A 16,765-nucleotide genomic window follows, 5' to 3' on the forward strand; every position below is an offset into this window, starting at 1 on the left:
GGCTGTGCAATTCACAGCGACGATCCATCACAGCAGCCCGGTGCATGGCCGCGGCACTACATAGTTAGGCGCTTACAGGTAGCGGGCGAAGGTGGCGTCGACGAAGCCTTCGTCGCGCAACTGGTCCAGGCTGTGCTGGAGCTTTTCCACCACCGCATCGGGTACCTGGCGGTTGAGTGCCAGGTACAGCTGGGCGCCGTTGAAGCGCAGCACGGTCTTGAGCTGGGTGATGCCGATCTGGCGGGCCAGGTAGCGCCCGGCGGGGTCACCGGTGGCCCACAGGTCGATCTGGCCTTCGAGCAGCTTGCGCGCGTTGTCCTGGTCGCGCAGCACGGTGATCGGCTTGAGCCCCTTGCTGCTCAGGTGCTGGGCGATGGCATCGCCTTTATAGGCACCGATCCGGTAGCCGCGCGCGTCGCCGAGGTGTTCGAGAGTGATGGGGCTGTCGGGGCGGGCCAGCAGAATCCAGTCGTCGGGGCCCAGCGGCCCGACCCACTTGAAGAGCTTTTCGCGGTCGGGTTGGCGGGCCATCACGAACACACCGTGGTTGGGGCTGTTCAGGGCCTGCTGGTACACGCGTTCCCACGGGAAGCGCAGGGTCATGCTGTAGGGGATGGCGGCGCGCTTGAACATCTCGCGAACCAGGTCGGCGGCGATGCCCTGGATCTTGTCTTCGCGGGCGAAGTTCTTGCCGTCGCTGGCCATGTTGTAGGGCGGGAAGTTTTCGGTGAGCAGCACCATCGGGTCCGCGGCGCGGACGGTGGCAGCGAGGGAGAAGAGGCTGACGAGCACGACGAGCAAGCGTGTGAACATAGGATGGACCCGATTCCCTGGCGATGTGCCTGCATTACCTTAACAGCAAATGCTTCGCCGGCAAGGCCGGCTCCTACAGGTTCGCTGCAGTGTAGGAGCCGGCCTTGCCGGCGAATTCGGCCGCTCAGCGCACGCAGATGCCGCGCTGCGCCATGTAGGCCTTGGCTTCAGGCACCGTGTACTCGCCGAAGTGGAAGATGCTGGCCGCCAGCACTGCGCTGGCATGCCCTTCCAGGATGCCGTCGGCCAGGTGCTGCAGGTTGCCCACACCACCGGAGGCGATCACCGGAATGCCCAGCGCGTCGCTGATGGCGCGGGTCACGCCCAGGTCGAAGCCGCTCTTCATGCCGTCCTGGTCCATGCTGGTGAGCAGGATCTCGCCCGCGCCCAGGCCTTCCATCTTCTTCGCCCACTCCACCGCATCCAGCCCGGTAGGCTTGCGCCCGCCGTGGGTGAAGATCTCCCAGCGCGGGGTTTCGCCCGGGCCGGAGACCTTCTTGGCATCGATGGCAACCACGATGCACTGCGAGCCGAAATGCTGCGCGGCCTCGCCCACGAACTCGGGGTTGAACACCGCTGCGGTGTTGATCGAGACCTTGTCGGCACCGGCGTTGAGCAGGTTGCGGATATCCTGCACAGTGCGCACGCCGCCGCCCACGGTCAGCGGAATGAACACCTGGCTGGCCATGCGCTCGACGGTATGCAACGTGGTGTCGCGGCCATCGACGCTGGCAGTGATGTCGAGGAAGGTGATCTCGTCGGCACCCTGCTCATCGTAGCGACGGGCGATTTCCACCGGGTCGCCGGCATCACGGATGTTCTCGAACTTGACGCCCTTGACCACTCGACCGTTGTCGACGTCCAGGCAAGGGATGATGCGTTTGGCCAGCGCCATGCCGTTCTCCTCAGCCTTTGTAGCTGTCGCAGAAGGCTTGCGCCTCGGCCACATCCAGCGTGCCTTCGTAGATCGCACGGCCGGTGATGGCGCCGATGATCCCCGGTGCCCTGGCGTCGAGCAGGGCCTTGATGTCACCCAGGTTGTGGATGCCACCGGAGGCGATCACCGGGATCTTGGTGGCGGCAGCCAGGGCGGCGGTGAACGGCACGTTGCAGCCTTGCATCATGCCGTCCTTGGCGATGTCGGTGTAGACGATCGCCGAGACGCCATCGGCCTCGAAACGCTTGGCCAGGTCGATGACCTGCACCGAGCTGACCTCGGCCCAGCCGTCGGTGGCCACGAAGCCGTCCTTGGCGTCCAGGCCCACGATCACCTTGCCGGGGAACGCACGGCAGGCTTCGGCCACGAACTCGGGTTGCTTGACCGCCTTGGTGCCGATGATCACGTAGCTGACGCCGGCCTTGACGTAGTGCTCGATGGTTTCCAGCGAGCGGATGCCGCCGCCGATCTGGATCGGCAGGTTCGGGTAGCGCTTGGCAATGGCAGTCACCACCTCGCCGTTGACCGGCTGGCCTTCGAAGGCACCGTTCAGGTCGACCAGGTGCAGGCGGCGGCAGCCACCGTCGACCCATTTGGCGGCCATGCTCACCGGGTCATCGGAAAATACCGTGGAATCTTCCATGCGGCCTTGGCGCAAACGTACGCAAGCACCGTCCTTGAGATCGATAGCGGGAATAATCAGCATCTGGGGAACCTGTCTATTCGGTAAACAGTGAGCTCGGGAAGTCAGTTCTTCTCGAGCGACCACAAGTCGCTTTCAATGCTTTCGAACCTCTCTTTGAGGTGCGCCTGCACATCGAAAATCGCCCTGTTGTAGTAATGCGGTGCAATCTCCTGGCTGAACAGCTCCAGCACTTCAGCCACCTCGAACGAACCCAGCTCAAGCTCGAAGCGGTCTTCGAGAAAACGCTTGAGCTTGGCCAGCGCCTCGCGCTCTTCTTCAGGCGCGAGGGTGAGGATCGGCCGCTTGGCGCGGGACTTGCCCATTACCGGCGACCATCCCAGCCGGCGAAGTTCTGCAGCAGCTGCAGGCCATGGGTATGGCTCTTCTCCGGGTGGAACTGCACGGCAAAGCGCGAGCCGTCGGCCAGCGCGGCGGCAAAGTCGACGCCATAGTGACCACTGCCCGCCACCTGCGCCGCGTTGGCGGCGGTGATGTAGTAGCTGTGCACGAAGTAGAAGCGCGCACGGTCGGGGATGTCGTGCCACAGCGGGTGGTCGATGGCCTGGGACACTTCGTTCCAGCCCATGTGCGGCACCTTAAGGTGCTCGCCGTCCTCGTGCAGGCCCTTGCCGAAGAAGCGCACATTGCCCGGGAACAGGCCGATGCAATCGACGCCGTCGTTCTCTTCGCTGTGGTCGAGCAGGGCCTGCATGCCCACGCAGATGCCGAGGAAGGGGCGGTCCTGGCTGACTTCACGCACCAGGCTGTCGAAGCCCAGGCGGCGAATCTCGGCCATGCAGTCGCGGATCGCGCCCACACCCGGGAACACCACGCGGTCGGCCTCGCGGATCACCGCAGCATCGCTGGTGATCAGCACCTTGCCGGCGCCCACGTGCTCCAGGGCCTTGGCCACCGAGTGCAGGTTGCCCATGCCGTAGTCGATAACGGCTACCGTCTGCATTACAGGCAGCCCTTGGTCGACGGCATCTGGCCGGCCATGCGTTCGTCCAGCTCGATGGCCATGCGCAGTGCGCGGCCGAAGGCCTTGAACACGGTCTCGATCTGGTGGTGGGTGTTGTGCCCGCGCAGGTTGTCGATGTGCAGGGAGACGTTGGCGTGGTTGACAAAGCCCTGGAAGAATTCCTGGAACAGGTCGACGTCGAAACCGCCCACGGTGGCGCGGGTGAAGGGCACGTGCATCTCCAGGCCCGGGCGGCCGGAGAAGTCGATGACCACGCGCGACAGCGCCTCGTCCAGCGGCACGTAGGCATGGCCGTAGCGGCGGATGCCCTTCTTGTCGCCGATGGCCTGGTTGAATGCCTGGCCCAGGGTGATACCGACGTCTTCGACGGTATGGTGATCGTCGATGTGCAGGTCGCCCTTGCACTCGATGTCCAGATCGATCAGCCCATGTCGGGCGATCTGGTCGAGCATGTGTTCGAGGAAAGGCACACCGATATCGAATCGGGCCTTGCCGCTGCCATCCAGGTTAATCGAGGCCTTGATCTGGGTTTCCAGAGTATTGCGCTCGACGCTAGCCGTACGTTCGACCATCACCAGCTCCGCAAAATCATTGGGCGAAAAAGGTGTCCATTATAGGCCTAGATACGCGTGGCTTGGAACGAAGAAGACAGTTGGCGGGGAATTTGCGTCAGCAGTACCGGCCTCATCGCGGGTCAAGCCCGCTCCCACACGGTCAGCAGAGATCCTTGTAGGAGCGGGCTTGACCCGCGATGCCTTTAATGGAACAGCACCGCAGTCTTCTGCAGGGTCACCCACACCCCCCACGCCAGCGGAATACCCACCACCAGCCACGCGGCAATCACCAGCGGCCGGCTGCCCGGCGCGGCCTTCCACTCCAGCACGGTGCTGCCATTGGCGCCCTTGTCGTGCCCCAGCGCCTGTTCGGCCGCCAGTTGCGCATCGGTCATGAAGTACTTGTCGGCCACCGGCCGCACCAGCGCGTTGCACAAAAAGCCCAGCGCCAGCAGCCCGGCCAGGATGTACAGGGTCATGTCATACGCCGCCGCCCGCTCCACGCCCATCTCCAGCTGATACTCGCGCAGGTAGGTGATCAGCACCGGGCCCAGCACCCCGGCTGCCGCCCAGGCGGTCAGCAGGCGACCGTGAATGGCGCCCACCATCTGCGTGCCGAACAGGTCGGCCAGGTACGCCGGCACCGTGGCGAAGCCGCCACCGTACATCGACAGGATGATGCAGAACGCCGCCACGAACAGCGCGATGTTGCCCAGGTGGCCCATGTTCGGGATCAGCGCATACAGCGCCACGCCCAGGGCGAAGAAGGCAAAATAGGTGTTCTTGCGCCCGATGTAGTCGGAGAACGAGGCCCAGAAGAAACGCCCGCCGATGTTGAACAGGCTCAGCAACCCGGTGAAGCCGGCGGCAATGGCGGCAATCTGCGCCAGTTGCGTGGCATCCAGCTGGCTGAAGCTCAGGTCGTTGCCCAGTAGCTTGCCGGCGAACACTTCCTGCAGCAGCGGCGAGGCCATGCCCAGAATGCCGATGCCGGCCGACACGTTAAGGCACAGCACCAGCCAGATCAGCGCGAACTGCGGCGTCTTCCACGCCACGCTGACGTGCACGTGGCGGTGGGTGATCATCGCGTTGCCGGCCTTTTTCTGCGGCGCGCTCCAGCCTTCGGGCTTCCAGCCGGTGGGCGGCACGCGGTAGGCCAGGGCGCCGCCGAGCATGAACACGAAGTAGATCAGCGCCATCACCACGAAGCTCTGCCACACGCCCACCCCGTCAGGGCCGGCGAAGTGGCTCATCAGCGCCGCCGCCAGTGGCGCGCCGACCATGGCGCCGCCGCCAAAGCCCATGATCGCCATGCCGGTGGCCATGCCGCGCTTGTCCGGGAACCACTTGATCAGCGTCGATACCGGCGAAATGTAGCCCAGCCCCAGGCCGATACCGCCGATCACGCCACTGCCCAGCCACATCAGCCACAGCTGGTGGGTGTACACCCCCAGCGCCGACATCAGCAGGCCACCGCACCAGCACAGGGTCGAGACCACCCCGGCCTTGCGCGGCCCGGCATGCTCCAGCCAGCCGCCCCAGATGGCCGCCGAACAACCGAGGAACACGAAGAACAGCGTGTAGATCCAGCTCAGCATCGAGATCGGCCAGTCGCACTCGGCGGTGAACAGGCGCGCCACGAAGCTCATCTCCGGCGCACACGCCACCGGCGCACTGATACCGATGGCCTGCGACAGCGGCAGCCAGAACACCGAAAAGCCATAGGCCATGCCGATGCACAGGTGAATGGCCAGGGCCGCCGGTGGCACCAGCCAGCGGTTGAAACCGGCCCTGGCGACAATGCGTTCCTTGGACAGGAAGCCGGGCGTACTGGCGATGCCGCCCACCGTAGTGCTGCTCATTGTTGTTCCCCTCGTGATATGGATGCTCCACCGACCAGGCCTGCTGCCTGCGACTTTGGCTGCCAGGGGCAGCACGTCGTTTATCTGGCAACCGGCCCTTTGACGCGACAATCGGCCGCAACGGGACCGTGGAGGCGCGAGAGAGTACCATTCGCCGCACTCGCTGAAATTAGGCTGATACTGTGGTTTTTGCGAAAACTGATACCCCCGTGTCAGGAACTGCCCCGCCGGTTGCTGTCCAAACCCGGGTCGCGCCGCGCCCGCGCGCCCTGCACGGGGCTATACTCTGCGGCTGAATTTTACAATCGGACTACAAGGACTCGCCCATGAAAGCGTTCGGCAAAATCCTGGGGCTGGTGATACTCGGGTTGTTGCTGATCATTGTGGCGCTGGGCTTTGCCCTGACCCACCTCTTCGATCCCAACGACTACAAAGACGAGATCCGCCAGCTGGCACGCGACAAGGCCCACGTCGAGCTGACGCTCAACGGCGACATCGGCTGGAGCCTGTTCCCGTGGCTGGGGCTGGAACTGCACGAGGCGAGCATCGCCACGCTCAACAATCCCAAGGTGCCATTCGCCGACCTGCAGATGCTCGGCCTGTCGGTGCGTGTACTGCCGCTGCTGCGCCGTGAAGTGCAGATGAGCGACGTGCGCGTCGAGGGCCTTAACCTGACCCTGGCCCGCGACGAGCACGGCCACGGCAACTGGGAAGACATCGGCAAGCCGCTGCCGGCCGCCACCCCGGCTGCACCGGCCGAAGGCAGCGCCGGCACACCCGCCCCAGGCGAGGCCCCGGCCAAGCCGGCCGCCGCCGAGCGCCCGGTCAAGCTGGACATCGACAGCCTCACCGTGAACAACGCCAAGGTGCAGTACAGCGATGCGCAAAGCGGCCAGAGTTTCAGCGCCGAGAGCATCCAGCTGAGCACCGGCGCGGTTCACGAAGGGGTCAACATTCCGCTGACCATGACCGCCTTCTTCAGCGCTGGCCAGCCGGCCCTGCGCGCCCGCACCGAGCTCAAGGGCGAGCTGCGCTTCGACCGTGCGCTCAAGCGCTATCAGTTCGAAGACATGAAGCTCAGTGGCGAAGCCTCCGGCGAGCCGCTGCAGGGCAAGACCATGACCTTCGCCGCCCAGGGCCAGTTGCTGGTGGACATGGCCGCGAACGTCGCCGAATGGAACGGCCTGAAGCTGTCGGCCAACCAGCTGCGCGCTCTGGGCGAGCTGAACGTGCGTGACCTGAACAGCACGCCCAAGCTCACCGGCGGCCTGTCCATCGCCCAGCTCGACCTGCGCACGTTCCTCGACAGCGTCGGCGTGGCAGTGCCACCGATGGCCGATGCCGCCACCCTGGGCAAGTTCGAGCTGGTCAGCCGCCTGGAAGGCAGCCCCACCCGCCTGGCTCTGGAAGACCTGGCAGTGAAGCTCGACGACAGCACCTTCACCGGCCGCCTGGCGGTGGATGACTTCGCCAAGCAAGCCCTGCGCGTGCAGCTAAAAGCCGACACGTTCAATGCCGACCGCTACCTGCCGGCCAAGAGCGAGGCCGCCACCGGCGCCAAGGCCGCGCGCCAGGCCGAGGTGCAGCAGAATGAAGCCGGTGCGCTGGCCGGAGCCGGCACCACACCGCTGCCGGACGCACCCACCAAGACCGCCTGGAGCACCGACAAGCTGCTGCCGGTGGACCGCCTGCGCGTACTCGACCTGCAGGCAGACCTGAGCTTCGGCGTGCTCACCCTTGAACAGCTGCCTATCCAGAACGCCGTGCTCAAGGCCCGTGGCCAGGGTGGCCTGATCACCCTGGACACCCTGCAGGGCGGCCTCTACAACGGCGACTTCGCTACCAAGGGCACCCTCGACGTGCGCCCTGCGGTACCGCAGATCGGCCTGAGTACCCAGGTCAACCGCGTACCGGTGGAGCACTTCATCAAGAGCCAGACCGACACCCCGCCGGTCAAGGGCCTGCTGACCCTGAGCAGCAACCTGACCGGCAGCGGCAACAGCCAGAAGGCGCTGATCGACACCCTCAATGGCAACGCCAGCTTCGTCATCAACAACGGTGTGCTGGTCAATGCCAACCTCGAGCAGCAGCTGTGCCAGGGCATCGCCACCCTCAACCGCAAGGCCCTGAGCGGCGAACCACGCGGCAAGGACACCCCGTTCCAGGAACTCAAGGGCAGCCTGGTGCTGCGCAACGGCGTGGCCAGCAACCCGGACCTGAAGGTGCGCATCCCGGGCCTGACCGTCAACGGCCACGGCGACCTCGACCTGCGCGTGCTGGGCATGGACTACCGCGTGGGCGTGATCGTCGAGGGCGACAAGCGCGACATGCCCGACCCGGCCTGCCAGGTCAACGAGCGCTACGTGGGGCTGGAGTTCCCGCTGCGCTGCCGTGGCCCGCTGGAGCTGGGTGCCAAGGCCTGCCGCGTGGACAAGGATGGCCTGGGCAAGCTGGCCGGCAAGGCGCTGGGCAACAAGCTGCAGGAAAAGCTCAACGAAAAGCTGGGTGACAAGGTCAGTCCCGAACTCAAAGACGCACTCAAGGGCCTGTTCAAACGATGAATCCCGAGCAGTTTTCCAGCGCCGTGCTGGAATGGTACGACCGTAACGGCCGCCACGACCTGCCCTGGCAACAGGGCATCACCCCGTACCGGGTGTGGGTGTCGGAGATCATGCTGCAACAGACCCAGGTGAGCACCGTGCTCAACTACTTCGGGCGCTTCATGCAAGCCCTGCCCAGCGTCGAGGCCCTGGCCGCGGCGCCGGAGGACGAGGTGCTGCACCTGTGGACCGGGCTGGGCTACTACACCCGCGCGCGCAACCTGCAGAAGACCGCGAAGATCGTGGTGGAGCAGTACGCCGGCCAATTCCCGCGCGATGTCGAGAAGCTCACCGAGCTGCCCGGCATCGGCCTGTCCACTGCCGGGGCAATCGCCAGCATCAGCATGGGCCTGCGTGCGCCGATCCTGGACGGCAACGTCAAGCGCGTGCTGGCCCGCTACACCGCGCAGGAAGGCTACCCGGGCGAGCCCAAGGTGGCCAAGGCGCTGTGGGCCAACGCCGAGCGCTTTACCCCCCACAGCCGGGTCAACCACTACACCCAGGCGATGATGGACCTGGGCGCCACCCTGTGCACGCGCAGCAAGCCCAGTTGCCTGCTGTGCCCGCTGGAGCGCGGCTGCGAGGCGCACATGCTCGGCCAGGAGATCCGCTACCCGATCCCCAAGCCGCGCAAGACCCTGCCCCAGCGCAGCACACTGATGCCGCTGCTGGCCAACAACGAGGGCGCCATCCTGCTCTACCGGCGCCCGTCCAGCGGCCTGTGGGGCGGCTTGTGGAGCCTGCCGGAGCTGGACAGCCTCGACGACCTGCAACACCTGGCCGAGCAGCACGGGGTGAACCTGGGCGAGCCCGTGGCGCTGGACAGCCTGACCCACACCTTCAGCCACTTCCAGCTGGCGATCCAACCCTGGCTGGTGCCGGTGGCCCCCCAGGGTGACCACGTGGCCGAGGCCGACTGGCTCTGGTATAACCTCGCCACCCCGCCGCGCCTGGGCCTTGCTGCCCCGGTCAAGAAACTGCTCAAACGCGCGGCCCACGTATTGAATGCAGGAGAGTCGTCATGACCCGCACCGTAATGTGCCGCAAGTACAAAGAAGAGCTGCCTGGCCTGGAGCGCCCGCCGTATCCCGGCGCCAAGGGCCAGGACATTTTCGAGCATATCTCGCAGAAAGCCTGGGCCGACTGGCAGAAGGAACAGACCATGCTGATCAACGAGAAGCGCCTGAACATGATGAACGCCGAGGACCGCAAGTACCTCCAGGGCGAGATGGACAAGTTCTTCTCCGGCGAAGAATACGAGAAGGCCGAAGGCTACGTGCCGCCTGCCGAATAACCCCGGAAATTCGTAAGCGACGGAATTAATTTAATAAATTTTCAAAAAGTCGTTGACGCAAATCCGAAAAACGCTTTTAATGCGCCCCGTTGCCCAGATAGCTCAGTCGGTAGAGCAGGGGATTGAAAATCCCCGTGTCGGCGGTTCGATTCCGTCTCTGGGCACCACTAATACCGAAAAGCCCCAAGCGAAGTGATTCCTTGGGGTTTTTTATTGCCTGCGATTTGGTGCTCGCCAGGTCGTCACCTTCGCCGGCCAGGCCGGCGCCTACCAGGGTTCATGGATGAAAAGGCTTGTGATGACGGCGCTTGCGCTGGTGTGCCTGAACGGTTGCGTCGGCTTCAAGTCCGCCTCGCCCCAGACCCGCGTCGAAAAGACCGACACCTACCGCCAGCTGCTCGGCCGTGATATCACCCCGCACATCACCCGCACCGAACGTTCCGAAGCCACCCGGGAATGGTGCGGCATCAGCCTGTGGCTGGTGGTGCTGCCCGTGCCGCTGAAGCTGCCGGTGTGCTCGACCTACACCGAAGCCGCGTTCGGCCACGACAGGTTCGGCGACGAGCGCGTGCTGATGTACACCACCCACAGCGTCGACAAGAACCCCTACCTCAATGCCTGCGGCCCGTTCATGTTCCTGGCGCCGATCATGCACGGCTATGAAGGCAATGCGCTGTGCGGGCGGCTGCCCTAGCGGCACGCCCCTGCTGCACGCGGCGACACAGGCTTGGGTTTGCCGAGGGAGTGAGGTTCAATAGCGCCACGCATCACCTTCTTTCAAGGATTACCCGCAATGGCTTCCAGCAGCAAACAGCAAAAACGCGCCAAGCGCGCCGCCAGCAAGGCCCGCGAGAACCGCATGGTACGCAGCGGCCAGGCGGTCAAGAGCAGCGGCGAGAGCGCCAGCGCCAGCGTCGAGCAGGTGTTCACCAAGGCCATGGAATCGGGCAGCTACACCGCGCTGTTCGAGAAGATGAAACAGGCCCAGGACACCGGCCTGGCCTCGATGATTGCCGTGTTCCTGGTCGACCCGCTGCTGGCCCTGGTGCTCAAGGGGCACAAGGAAGAACACTCCACCGACTACATCTGCAAGGTGTTCTGCGCCTACCGCCACTGGCTGGACGGCACCGAAGAGGCCCAAGCGATGCAGTGGCTGGAGAGCGACGAGTTCCAGGACGCCTATGTGCAGGCGTCGGAGATCGTCTCCAAGCAGAAGAAATTCGGTTGAGCAACGACCCGGGCTGCGCCGCAGCCCAGGGCCGGCAAAACCCCCGGATGCTGTGCAACCGGTCAAAAACGGCTTTCCAGCATCGGCCAAAACTGGCACCATCGCGCCTTTTTTCATCACGGCTACGGCCCGTGGAAATGGGGTGCGCGGTCATCCGCGCGACAGTCCGCTGCATCGATGCGACACCCACCTGCCCACAGGCCCTTCGCCCCGCCCGCCGTTGTTGGCTGTCGTTCGAGCGCTATGCTAGCGTTGCGCCTCGCCAGGAAGGCCGACAACAGCAGGCACGCACCAGAACTCAAGAGGACCGCACATGGCCCAGGCCACGCCCGCGCTGGAAATCCGCAACCTGCACAAGCGCTACGGCGCGCAGGAGATTCTCAAGGGCATTTCGCTGACCGCCCGCGACGGCGACGTGATTTCGATCCTGGGGTCGTCCGGTTCCGGCAAGTCCACCTTGCTGCGCTGCATCAACCTGCTGGAAAACCCCCACGAAGGCCAGATCCTGGTCGCCGGTGAAGAGCTCAGGCTCAAGGCCGGCAAGAACGGCGAACTGATCGCCGCCGACAACAGGCAGATCAACCGCCTGCGCAGCGAGATCGGCTTCGTGTTCCAGAACTTCAACCTGTGGCCGCACATGAGCGTGCTCGACAACATCATCGAGGCGCCGCGCCGCGTGCTCGGCCAGAGCAAGGCCGAGGCCATCGAGCACGCCGAGGCGCTGCTGGACAAGGTCGGCATCCACAACAAGCGCCACAGCTACCCGGCCGAACTCTCCGGCGGCCAGCAGCAGCGTGCCGCCATTGCGCGCACCCTGGCGATGAAGCCCAAGGTCATTCTGTTCGACGAGCCCACCTCGGCGCTGGACCCGGAAATGGTCCAGGAAGTGCTCAACGTGATCCGCGCGCTGGCCGAAGAAGGCCGTACCATGCTACTGGTTACCCATGAAATGAGCTTCGCCCGGCAGGTGTCCAGTGAAGTCATCTTCCTGCACCAGGGCCTGGTGGAAGAGCAAGGATCGCCGCAGCAGGTTTTCGAAAACCCGAACTCGGCGCGTTGTAAACAATTCATGTCCAGCAACCGCTAACGGAGCAACACGCATGCAGAACTACAAGAAATTCCTCCTGGCCGCTGCCGCCACCCTGGTGTTCTCGGCCAACGCCATGGCCGCCGAAAAGCTGAAAATGGGCATCGAAGCGGCCTACCCGCCCTTCAACAACAAGGATGCCAGCGGCCAGGTCGTAGGCTTCGACAAGGACATCGGCGACGCCCTGTGCGCCAAGATGAAGGTCGAATGCGAAGTGGTCACCTCCGACTGGGACGGCATCATCCCGGCCCTGAACGCCAAGAAATTCGACTTCCTGATCTCGTCGCTGTCGATCACCGACGAGCGCAAGCAGGCCGTTGACTTCACCGACCCGTACTACTCCAACAAGCAGCAGTTCATCGCCCCGAAAAACGTCGACTTCAAGACCGACCGCGCCTCGCTCAAGGGCAAGACCATCGGCACCCAGCGCGCCACCCAGGCCGCAACCTGGCTGGACGACAACGGCGGCATGGACGGCGACTTCAAGGTCAACCTGTACGACGGCCAGGAAAACGCCTACCTGGACCTGACCTCCGGCCGCCTGGACGCCATCCTGGCCGACAAGTACGCCAACTACGACTGGCTCAAGTCCGATGCCGGCAAGAACTACGAGTTCAAGGGCGACCCGGTCAACGAGAGCGACAAGGTCGGCATTGCCGTGCGCAAGGGTGACACCCAGCTGCGCGACAGGCTGAACGCCGCCCTCAAGGAAATCGTTGCCGACGGCACCTACAAGAAGATCAACGACAAGTACTTCCCTTTCAGCATCTATTGATTCGCCCGACCGGCACCGCCCCTGCGGCGGTGCCCGTCCCTGAACAAGCCTGCCCATGAATATTGATCTCTACGGATTCGGTCCGGCCCTGGCGGCTGGCACCCTGATGACCGTGCAACTGGCGCTGTCGGCCCTGTGCCTGGGGCTGGTGCTGGGGTTGCTCGGCGCCCTGGCCAAGACATCGCCGTACAAGCCGCTGCAGTGGCTTGGCGGTTTCTACTCGACCCTGGTGCGCGGCGTGCCCGAGCTGCTGTGGGTGTTGCTGATCTACTTCGGCACCGTCAGCCTGATGAGCAAGCTGGGCGACCTCCTGAATATTCCCGGCCTTGAGCTGAGCGCCTTTTCTGCCGGCGTGATCGCTCTGGGCCTGTGCTTCGGTGCCTATGCCACCGAAGTGTTCCGTGGCGCGATCCTGGCCATCCCCAAAGGCCACCGCGAAGCGGGCCTGGCCCTGGGCCTGTCCAAGGCGCGGATCTTCTCGCGGCTGATCCTGCCGCAGATGTGGCGCATCGCCCTGCCCGGCCTGGGCAACCTGTTCATGATCCTGATGAAGGACACCGCGCTGGTGTCGGTGATCGGCCTTGAAGAGATCATGCGCCACTCACAGGTGGCCGTGACCGTCACCAAGCAGCCGTTCACCTTCTACATGGTGGCGGCAATCATCTACCTGGGCCTGACCATCCTTGCGATGATCGGCATGCACTTCCTGGAAAAACGCGCCGCACGCGGCTTCGCGAGGGCCAACCAATGAACTGGGAAGTGATCATCAAGTGGCTGCCACGCCTGGCCCAGGGCGCGACCCTGACCCTGGAGCTGGTGGCCATCGCGGTCATCGCCGGGCTGATCCTGGCCATCCCGCTGGGCATCGCCCGCTCCTCGCGCCACTGGTACGTGCGCGCGCTGCCGTATGGCTACATCTTCTTCTTCCGTGGCACGCCGCTGCTGGTGCAGCTGTTTCTGGTGTACTACGGCATGGCGCAGTTCGAGATCGTGCGCAACAGCGCCCTGTGGCCGTACCTGCGCGATCCGTTCTGGTGCACCGTGCTGACCATGACCCTGCACACCGCCGCCTACATCGCCGAGATCCTGCGGGGCGCGCTGCAGGCCATCCCGCGCGGGGAGATCGAGGCGGCGCGGGCGCTGGGCATGTCCCGGGCCAAGGCGCTGTTCTACATCATGCTGCCGCGCGCGGCGCGCATCGGCCTGCCGGCCTACAGCAACGAAGTGATCCTGATGCTCAAGGCCAGCGCCCTGGCCAGTACCGTGACCCTGCTGGAACTGACCGGCATGGCACGCACGATCATCGCGCGCACCTACCTGCCGGTGGAGATCTTCTTTGCCGCCGGCCTGTTCTACCTGCTGATCTCGTTCCTGCTGGTGCAGGGCTTCAAGGTGCTCGAGCGCTGGTTGCGGGTCGATGCCTGCCAGGGCCGCTGAGGTACTGCAGGGCGAGCCACTGCATAGCCGCTTCCAGGCCCTTAACAGCTTTTTGCTGGAGCACCAGGGCCTGTGGCGGCCGCGGCCGTTTACCCAGCTGCACCTGCCGTGGGAGCGCGAGCACCCCGCCCTGAGCCACTGGCTGCGCCAGCGGCCGCTGAGCGAGGCCGACACCCCGCCTGAAAACGCCCCCGCACCTTATCCACAGCTGGCCGCCCAGTGCCAGGCGCTGTCGGCGGTGGGCGAGTTATCCACAATCGAGCTGGCCCCTGCCAACCCGCGCCTGAACGTGGACGTGCCAGGGCGCAAATGGCAGCAGATCGAGGCCTTTGCAGGGCGCCTTGATTTTGCCCGCCAGCCCACGCACTGGCTGGACTGGTGTGCGGGCAAGGGGCACCTGGGCCGGCGCCTGCTGGGCCCGGCGCAGCAACTGACCTGCCTGGAACACGACCCCGCGCTGGTGTTGGCCGGCGAACAGCTCAGCCAGCACCACCGCTTGCCTGCGGAGCATCGCCTGCAGGACGTGATGGCCGCCGATGCTGCCACCCAGCTGGGCAGCCAGCACACCGCCGTTGCGCTGCATGCCTGCGGCGACCTGCACGTGCGCCTGATGCAACTGGCCAGCGCTGGCGGCTGCCGTCAGCTGGCGATTGCGCCGTGCTGCTACAACCGTATCAGCGCAGCGCACTACCAACCGTTATCCACAGCCGCTCAAGCTTCGACGTTGAGCCTGTCGGTCGACGACCTGGGCCTGCCGCTGAGCGAAACCGTCACCGCCGGCAACCGCGTGCGCCGCCAGCGTGACGCGTCGATGGCGCGGCGCCTGGGCTTCGATCTGCTGCAGCGCGAGGTACGCGGCTGCGACAGCTACCTGCCCACCCCTTCGCTCCCCAGCCACTGGCTGCACAAGCCCTTCGCGCAGTACTGCCAGGACCTGGCCGAACTCAAGGGGCTGCAGGTAACGGGTGCGCCCGATTGGGCGGCACTGGAACAGGCTGGCTGGGCGCGACTGGCCCGGGTGCGCAACCTTGAACAGGTGCGCAACCTGTTCCGCCGCCCATTGGAGCTGTGGCTGGTGTTGGATCGCGCACTGTACCTGGGCGAACAGGGCTTCGAGGTGCGCCTTGGCAGCTTCTGCCCCTACCCTCTCACGCCTCGGAATCTGATGCTTTTGGCAGAGCGCGGTTGACGTGCAAACCTGTGGATAAGTCTGTGCGCAACATTTTGATGAATCGCTGAAAAAGCCGCCCGACAAGGGCTGGCGACAGCTGGTCATTTTTTGTTCACCTTCTAAACCTGAGCAAAAACAGCCATTTGCGCAAAGACGAACGGGCTGGCCACTGGCGATGCACTACGCGCCGAGTTGGCATGCAGCTTGTGCATAAGCATTTTCGCGAATGGCTCTAAGGGCTGCGATCAGGCCAGTTTCAGCAGGCCCATGCCGCCCAGCAGAAGCAGCAGGCCAAGCCAGCCGCGACCGGCCAGGCGCTGGCCGAACAGGGCCCAGCCCATGGCCACGGTGGCAAGAATGCCGAAGCCGCCCCAGATGGCGTAGGCCATCGACAGGGGGATGTCCTTGACCGCCTGGGCCAGCGCCGTGAAGGCGGCCAGCACACAGACGATCGACGCCGCAGCGACCCAGCGCTTGCGCAGGCCATCGGAGTACTTGAGCAGCAGGTTGGCGAGCACCTCGAGCACGATGGCCAGTGCCAGCCAGGCAAAGGGGATCACTTGCAGGCTCAGCATGGCAGGGCCTCCCCGGTGGTTTCACGGCGGGCGCTGCGGGTACCGGACTTGATCAGCAGGATACCCGCGATCATCACGCCCAGGCCCAGGGCCTTGAGCAGGCCGATGCTTTCACCCAGCCAGGTGACGCTGACCACGGTGATCAGCACGATGCCGATGCCTTCCCACAGGGCGTAGGCCACACCCAGCGGCACGCGCTTCACGGCGAGCGCGAGAAAGCCGTAGGACAGGCCGATCATGGCGTACATGAGGGCGTGACCGAGAACCGGCGAATGATCGGCGGCGAATTTCATCGACGTGGTGCCGATCACTTCGGCCACGATAGCGATGAACAGATAGATCCAGGAACGCATGGTGCCCTCCCATGGGCATTACAAAAAACGCGAGGGGCTGACGGGGGCGTCAGCAAAAAAGCCGGGGTTTGGGAGGGTGGCGCTAGAGGTCGCCGGTCCAGTGACGTTCACGGGAAACCAGGCGGGAGGTGAGGAGCGGCAACGCTTGAGTGTTCAACATAATGCACAACAAATTAGCTGAGGGCATTGTGGAAGTCAAATCGATAGAGAATGCCTAATGAATTTTGCTGCGGATCATTCGTTATTTGGTGAAAGCCCCTGAAAGGTGGCTGCAAGGCGCGTAAATTATAATTCCCAAATCTGGCGTAGCCTGTAAGGCCCAATCGCGGGTCAAGCCCGCTCCCACAAGGTTGGCGGCGATCCCTGTGGGAGCGGGCCTGACCCGCGAAGGCCGCAACGCTGACCCCGCCCC

Annotated in this window: 19 protein-coding genes and 1 tRNA gene; 11 read left to right on the forward strand and 9 right to left on the reverse strand. The window is 64.6% G+C overall.

Annotated features, from left to right (window positions below; all coding sequences use genetic code 11):
• Positions 1-72 precede the first annotated feature (72 nt).
• From JZZ72_RS01180 to JZZ72_RS01210, 7 genes are all read right to left on the reverse strand, one after another.
• A complete protein-coding gene (locus JZZ72_RS01180) occupies positions 73-813 on the reverse strand; it encodes a substrate-binding periplasmic protein (protein WP_054915786.1) in 741 nt (246 codons plus the stop codon).
• A 124-nt stretch (positions 814-937) separates the two neighbouring features.
• Positions 938-1,708 carry an imidazole glycerol phosphate synthase subunit HisF gene (gene hisF, locus JZZ72_RS01185; protein WP_043862206.1) on the reverse strand — a complete coding sequence of 257 codons (771 nt, stop codon included), beginning with the start codon at positions 1,706-1,708 and terminating at the stop codon, positions 938-940.
• A 10-nt stretch (positions 1,709-1,718) separates the two neighbouring features.
• A complete protein-coding gene (gene hisA / locus JZZ72_RS01190) occupies positions 1,719-2,456 on the reverse strand; it encodes a 1-(5-phosphoribosyl)-5-[(5-phosphoribosylamino)methylideneamino]imidazole-4-carboxamide isomerase (RefSeq protein ID WP_043862207.1) in 738 nt (245 codons plus the stop codon).
• Positions 2,457-2,497: 41 nt separating this feature from the next.
• Entirely contained in the window at positions 2,498-2,758 is a 261-nt protein-coding gene (locus tag JZZ72_RS01195) for a DUF2164 domain-containing protein (protein WP_043862208.1), read from the reverse strand.
• On the reverse strand, positions 2,758-3,396 hold the full coding sequence (gene hisH / locus JZZ72_RS01200; RefSeq protein WP_043862209.1) for an imidazole glycerol phosphate synthase subunit HisH: 639 nt from the start codon (positions 3,394-3,396) through the stop codon (positions 2,758-2,760). The genes JZZ72_RS01195 and hisH overlap by 1 nt, the downstream gene beginning before the upstream one ends.
• Positions 3,396-3,989 (reverse strand): imidazoleglycerol-phosphate dehydratase HisB, encoded by a 594-nt coding sequence (hisB, locus tag JZZ72_RS01205; RefSeq protein WP_043862210.1) that lies wholly within the window; start codon positions 3,987-3,989, stop codon positions 3,396-3,398. The genes hisH and hisB overlap by 1 nt, the downstream gene beginning before the upstream one ends.
• 185 nt (positions 3,990-4,174) lie before the next feature.
• Positions 4,175-5,833, reverse strand: coding sequence for an OFA family MFS transporter (locus tag JZZ72_RS01210; protein ID WP_054915788.1), 1,659 nt, complete (start codon positions 5,831-5,833; stop codon positions 4,175-4,177).
• 326 nt (positions 5,834-6,159) lie between these two features.
• Between JZZ72_RS01210 and JZZ72_RS01215 the strand changes: the two genes are divergently transcribed.
• From JZZ72_RS01215 to JZZ72_RS01265, 11 genes are all read left to right on the forward strand, one after another.
• Positions 6,160-8,394 (forward strand): AsmA family protein, encoded by a 2,235-nt coding sequence (locus JZZ72_RS01215; RefSeq protein ID WP_054915789.1) that lies wholly within the window; start codon positions 6,160-6,162, stop codon positions 8,392-8,394.
• The gene (gene mutY, locus JZZ72_RS01220; protein WP_043862213.1) at positions 8,391-9,458 is read left to right on the forward strand and encodes an A/G-specific adenine glycosylase; all 1,068 of its coding nucleotides are present in this window, start codon (positions 8,391-8,393) and stop codon (positions 9,456-9,458) included. The genes JZZ72_RS01215 and mutY overlap by 4 nt, the downstream gene beginning before the upstream one ends.
• The gene (locus JZZ72_RS01225; protein ID WP_043862214.1) at positions 9,455-9,727 is read left to right on the forward strand and encodes an oxidative damage protection protein; all 273 of its coding nucleotides are present in this window, start codon (positions 9,455-9,457) and stop codon (positions 9,725-9,727) included. The genes mutY and JZZ72_RS01225 overlap by 4 nt, the downstream gene beginning before the upstream one ends.
• Before the next feature lie 91 nt (positions 9,728-9,818).
• Positions 9,819-9,894, forward strand: a tRNA-Phe gene (locus JZZ72_RS01230).
• Positions 9,895-10,010: 116 nt separating this feature from the next.
• The gene (locus JZZ72_RS01235; protein ID WP_054915790.1) at positions 10,011-10,421 is read left to right on the forward strand and encodes a hypothetical protein; all 411 of its coding nucleotides are present in this window, start codon (positions 10,011-10,013) and stop codon (positions 10,419-10,421) included.
• A gap of 99 nt (positions 10,422-10,520) precedes the next feature.
• On the forward strand, positions 10,521-10,955 hold the full coding sequence (locus JZZ72_RS01240; RefSeq protein WP_043862216.1) for a hypothetical protein: 435 nt from the start codon (positions 10,521-10,523) through the stop codon (positions 10,953-10,955).
• A gap of 313 nt (positions 10,956-11,268) precedes the next feature.
• The gene (locus tag JZZ72_RS01245; RefSeq protein ID WP_088514664.1) at positions 11,269-12,042 is read left to right on the forward strand and encodes an ABC transporter ATP-binding protein; all 774 of its coding nucleotides are present in this window, start codon (positions 11,269-11,271) and stop codon (positions 12,040-12,042) included.
• 13 nt (positions 12,043-12,055) lie between these two features.
• On the forward strand, positions 12,056-12,817 hold the full coding sequence (locus JZZ72_RS01250) for an ABC transporter substrate-binding protein (RefSeq protein ID WP_043862218.1): 762 nt from the start codon (positions 12,056-12,058) through the stop codon (positions 12,815-12,817).
• A 55-nt stretch (positions 12,818-12,872) separates the two neighbouring features.
• Entirely contained in the window at positions 12,873-13,568 is a 696-nt protein-coding gene (locus JZZ72_RS01255; RefSeq protein ID WP_054915792.1) for an ABC transporter permease, read from the forward strand.
• On the forward strand, positions 13,565-14,254 hold the full coding sequence (locus JZZ72_RS01260) for an ABC transporter permease (protein ID WP_043862220.1): 690 nt from the start codon (positions 13,565-13,567) through the stop codon (positions 14,252-14,254). Before JZZ72_RS01255 ends, JZZ72_RS01260 begins: the two co-directional genes overlap by 4 nt.
• Positions 14,235-15,443, forward strand: coding sequence for a methyltransferase (locus JZZ72_RS01265; RefSeq protein ID WP_210013912.1), 1,209 nt, complete (start codon positions 14,235-14,237; stop codon positions 15,441-15,443). Before JZZ72_RS01260 ends, JZZ72_RS01265 begins: the two co-directional genes overlap by 20 nt.
• A 227-nt stretch (positions 15,444-15,670) precedes the next feature.
• Here JZZ72_RS01265 and mdtI read toward each other — a convergent pair whose 3' ends face one another.
• Complete coding sequence (gene mdtI, locus JZZ72_RS01270; protein ID WP_043862222.1) at positions 15,671-16,000, reverse strand: multidrug/spermidine efflux SMR transporter subunit MdtI; 330 nt, start codon at positions 15,998-16,000, stop codon at positions 15,671-15,673.
• Positions 15,994-16,353 (reverse strand): SMR family transporter, encoded by a 360-nt coding sequence (locus JZZ72_RS01275; RefSeq protein WP_210013913.1) that lies wholly within the window; start codon positions 16,351-16,353, stop codon positions 15,994-15,996. The genes mdtI and JZZ72_RS01275 overlap by 7 nt, the downstream gene beginning before the upstream one ends.
• Between the last annotated feature and the right edge of the window lie 412 nt (positions 16,354-16,765).

Origin of the sequence: Pseudomonas palmensis (genome assembly GCF_017848315.1) — a bacterium.
Lineage (GTDB): Bacteria > Pseudomonadota > Gammaproteobacteria > Pseudomonadales > Pseudomonadaceae > Aquipseudomonas > Aquipseudomonas palmensis.